Source organism: Mycobacterium sp. (assembly GCF_019243155.1).
GTDB lineage: Bacteria > Actinomycetota > Actinomycetes > Mycobacteriales > Mycobacteriaceae > Mycobacterium.
The window spans coordinates 1-4,368 of record NZ_JAFAUS010000001.1 but is presented as its reverse complement, the minus strand read 5'-3'; the positions used below and the strand labels follow the sequence as shown (position 1 = coordinate 4,368).

The following is a 4,368-nucleotide window of genomic DNA, read 5'->3' as shown; positions in this document are numbered from 1 at the left end:
TGGCTGATTCCGAATCGGTCGGCGTCCATCACCAACATGACCGTGGCATTGGGCACGTCGACGCCGACCTCAATGACCGTGGTGCACACCAGCACATCGATCTCGCCGGCACGAAAGGCCGCCATCGCGGCGTCCTTGTCGTCGGCGGACAGCCGCCCGTGCATCAGCCCCAGCCGCAGGTTCGCCAGCTCACCGGAGCGCAGCCGGGCGTACAACCCCTCGGCGGTCTCCGATGGCCGGGTGCCGTCGTCCTGCTCGTCGGTCTCGTCAATTCGCGGCGCAACCACATAGGCCTGGCGGCCTGCGGCGACCTCTTCGGTGATGCGCTGCCAGGCGCGGCCGAGCCAGGCGGGCTTGTCCTTGACGAAGATCACATTGCTGGTGATGGGCTGGCGTCCGCGCGGGAGTTCGCGCAACGTGGAGGTTTCCAAGTCCCCGTACACGGTGAGCGCTACGGTGCGCGGGATCGGGGTCGCCGTCATCACCAGCAGGTGCGGCGTGACGCCGGCACGAGCCTTGGCGCGCAACTGGTCTCGCTGCTCGACACCGAACCGGTGCTGTTCGTCGACCACCACCATGCCCAGGTTGTCGAACTCCACCGCGTCCTGCAGCAGGGCGTGGGTGCCGACGACGATGCCGACCTCACCGCCGGCGATCTCGGCGCGGATCTGCTTCTTCTGCGCCGCGGTCATGGAGCCGGTCAGCAACGCCACCCGGGTGGCCCCATCGGCACCGCCAAGCTGGCCCGCCATCGCCAACGGCCCGAGCACGTCGTTGATCGATCGAAGATGTTGAGCGGCAAGAACTTCCGTCGGCGCCAACAGCGCGCACTGATAGCCGGAGTCGACCATCTGCAGCATGGCCAGCACCGACACGATCGTCTTGCCGGAGCCGACCTCCCCCTGCAGCAGACGGTTCATCGGACGGGTCGCCGCGAGCCCGTCGGACACCACGTCGAGAACCTCGCGCTGTCCCGCGGTCAGCTCGAACGGCAACCGCCGCAACAACTCCGCGGCCAACCCATCGGAGCGTGGCGGGGCCGGGGGCCCCGACTCAGAGAGCTCTCCGTGGCGGCGGGCGACCAGCGCCCATTGCAGCCCGACGGCCTCGTCGAAGGTCAAACGTTCACGCGCACGCCGACGTTCGGCCTCGTCCTCGGCCAGGTGAATGGCGCGCAACGCCTGATCCTCGGGAATCAGGCCAAGTTCGGCGCGCAGCTCCGCGGGCACCGGGTCCTCCACAGGATCGAGGACGTCGAGCACCTGGCGCACGCAGGCGAAGATGTCCCAGCTCTGCAGTTTGGTGCTGGCCGGATAGATCGGGAAGAAGGCACGCTCGAACGCCGACATCTGCACCTCGCCGGTGGTCGATTGCGAGGCATTGGCAATGCTTTTCAGGGATCTGGTGCCGCGGTTCTTCCCGTCGGGCGAATCGAGGATGAGGAACGCCGGATGCGTCAATTGCATCACGCTCCGGAAAAACCCGACCTCGCCGGAGAGCATCACCCTGGTGCCCTTGGTGAGGTCTTTCATGATGTAGTTCGCGTTGAAGAACGTGGCGGTCACCTTGTTGCGGCCGGACCCGAGAGTGATGCGGTGACACATCTTCTTCCGATTCTTCTTCATCGGGAACGACTCGGTGTCGGCGATTGTGTCGACAAGCGTGATGTGCTCACCCTTTTCGGGCGGTGCGTCCTCGGCGTCCCAGCGGGTGGCGCCCTCGGTGTAGCTGCGCGGGTAGTGGCGCAGCAGATCGTTGACGGTCCTGATGCCGAACACTTCGTCGAGCGGCTCGGCGGCCTTGGCACCCACGACGTAGTCGAGGCGGTCGCTGATCGAGACCACGGCTATTCGACCCCGATGAGCAACGCGTCGCCGCGATGGGCGGTCCGGTAGGTCACCAGCTCGGTCCCGGGGTGGTTGTCATGCATGTGCGCTTCCAGGATGTCGACAACGGCGGCGGCATCTCCATCGGTCTCAATCGCCGAACCGAGCAACACCGTCACCAGGTCGCCGCCGGAGGCCAGCAACAGGTCGAGCAGACCGGTCGCCGCCCCGATCGCGTCGGCGGCCACGATCAACACCTCGTCCCCCGCGATACCCAGCCCGTCGCCCGGCTGGCAGCGACCCGCCCAGGTCAACGCGCTCTCGGTCGCGATGCGCACCGACCCGTGCCGGGCCGCGCCCGCGGCGCGGGCCATTGTGTAGCCGTCGTCGACGGCCTGTCTGCCGGTTTCGTGGACGGCCAGCGCGGCCAGCCCCTGCACCATCGACCCCGTCGGGATCGGCACCACGTCGACGCCCCATCCGATGGCTGCGGTGCATCCCGCCACCAACTCCTCGGCGGCCACGAAACCGTTGGGCAGCACCATCACCTGCGCGGCGCCCGTGTCGACGACCGCCCGCATCAGCTGATGGGCGGTGATGTTGATCTCCGTATCGCCCGCAGCCGGATCCGGTCGCAGCACGGAAGCCCCTTCGCCGCCGAAAAGCTCGGCGGCACCGTCACCGTCGACGACGGCCAACACCGCCCTCTCTCGCGTCCAACCGCCCGACGGCAGCCCGGCGGTGCCGGAGCTGAGGAGCGAAACCACGATGCGGCTCAGCCGCCCCGCCGCCAGACCCGCTTCGACGGCCGCGCCGGCGTCATCGGTGTGCACGTGCACCGAGTAGCTGGCCTGGTTGGTGAACGGCGCGGCCGCGATGGCCACGGAATCACCCAGTCTCATCAACCGGTCCCGCAGGGCGTTCGCGGCCGGCGGGTTGCAGTTGTCGAGCCGGTACATCACCTCGAATTGCGGTGTCGGGCGGTCGGCCGCCGCGTCGGTCTGCTCCGCCCGCGGCGCCAACTCGTAGACCGTCCGCGCCGGCGCCTGGCCGGTGACCGCGGAGTTCAACGCGTCCAGCAGGACCAGCAGGCCGCGGCCACCGGCGTCCACGGCACCCGCGTCGGCGAGCACGTCGAGCTGCTCGGGCGTCTTCTCCAGGGCGACGACGGCGGCGTCACCGGCGGCCACGATGGCCGGGCCGAGCGCTTCCCCGCCCTGGGCGCACTCCTGAGCGGCGTCGGCGGCGGCGCGCAGCACAGAGACGATGGTCCCCGGCACCTCCTCGCCGCCCATCGACGTGATGACCAGTTCCACGCCGCGGCGCAGCGCGGCCCCGAGGATGTCCGCGTCGATGTAAGCCAGCTCACCGCCGGAATCGGCTGCCGCACTCGCGGTGACGTCGGCGATGCCACGCAGGATCTGTGACAGGATCACGCCGGAGTTGCCGCGAGCCCCGTTCAGCGCACCGGCCGACATCGCCGCCGCCGCCCGGGCGACGCACGCCGAACCGCCCTCGGTGTTGGCCCCCGCGTTCGCCTCGGCCAGCGCGGAACGCATGGTGAACAGCATGTTGGCGCCGGTGTCGGAATCGGCGACGGGGAAGACGTTGAGCCTGTTGATCTCGTCGATATGGGTGATCAGGTCGCTGACGGCGGTGTGCGCCCAGTGCCGCAAGGTCCTCGCGTCGAGGAGCCGGTGCTGCGCGGTATGAGGAGCGCTCAAACGATCCACCTCCTCCGCGCCTTCTGGCTTAAAGCATCCGGTGCGCGCCAGCGTAGCCGGGCGACCGAACCACTGCGCTCAGTTGCCCTGCGCCTTTGGGAAAGCGCCGCTGCGAATGATGCTGCGAATGATGTAGAGATTGATTGAGGTAGTCCTCAATACCGCATGAAGAAGCCGCGGGCGGGCTCAATAGCCGTGCCGGATACCGGGATTGGACTGGCCCACGAGCATGCGCTCATTGCTGCCGTCGCGGCTGACTCCGTAGCGGCTCATCTGATAGTTCATCGACGCGCACGCGGTGGCCACCGGATCCCAAGCCGATTTCGACGTCCCCGCCTGGTGAAACATCGCGAATGTATCCGGCATCACCTGCCACGGGCCCCGCGTTGCGTGCAGCGGGCCACCGTCGAGCTGGCGAGGCCCATAGGCGTTGGTGTCTGACAGGTTGATCGCACCCGAGTGAAACTGCGCCTCGTGGTCGGCGATGGTCATCATCCCCTCGATCCAATGGCCACGGGCCGGCGGGTCGGTAATCCCCATCCGCGTCAGCGCCTCCTCGAGGTAGCCACGGATCGCCTCCGGTCCCTCCGGCCACGCGCCCCGACCGTCGAACCTCACCTGGCGCAGCTGGATCGGGCCCTGCACGGCGGCGGCTTCGTGCACCGCGACAGGAAGGCCAACGGGTTGCCACCACGAGGCAGCGGAACTGGCTTGGCCGGCCAGCGACGTTTTCGGGCCCGGCCCGCCCACACCCGTCGGGCTGGTTCCTGAGGTACTGCCGATAGCGACGCTGCCCAGCGCCGCCACCATCAGATAGG

General features: G+C 68.4%; 3 protein-coding genes. All 3 read right to left on the bottom strand.

Annotated elements, in window-relative coordinates; all coding sequences use genetic code 11:
* Positions 1 to 1,844 (bottom strand): ATP-dependent DNA helicase RecG (recG, locus tag JOZ00_RS00015; RefSeq protein ID WP_293338177.1); only part of this gene is annotated, 1,844 nt, incomplete at its 3' end.
* Positions 1,845 to 1,846: 2 nt separating this feature from the next.
* Positions 1,847 to 3,550 (bottom strand): DAK2 domain-containing protein, encoded by a 1,704-nt coding sequence (locus JOZ00_RS00010; RefSeq protein ID WP_293338175.1) that lies wholly within the window; start codon positions 3,548 to 3,550, stop codon positions 1,847 to 1,849.
* A gap of 186 nt (positions 3,551 to 3,736) precedes the next feature.
* Entirely contained in the window at positions 3,737 to 4,213 is a 477-nt protein-coding gene (locus JOZ00_RS00005) for a hypothetical protein (protein WP_366022213.1), read from the bottom strand.
* Positions 4,214 to 4,368 lie beyond the last annotated feature (155 nt).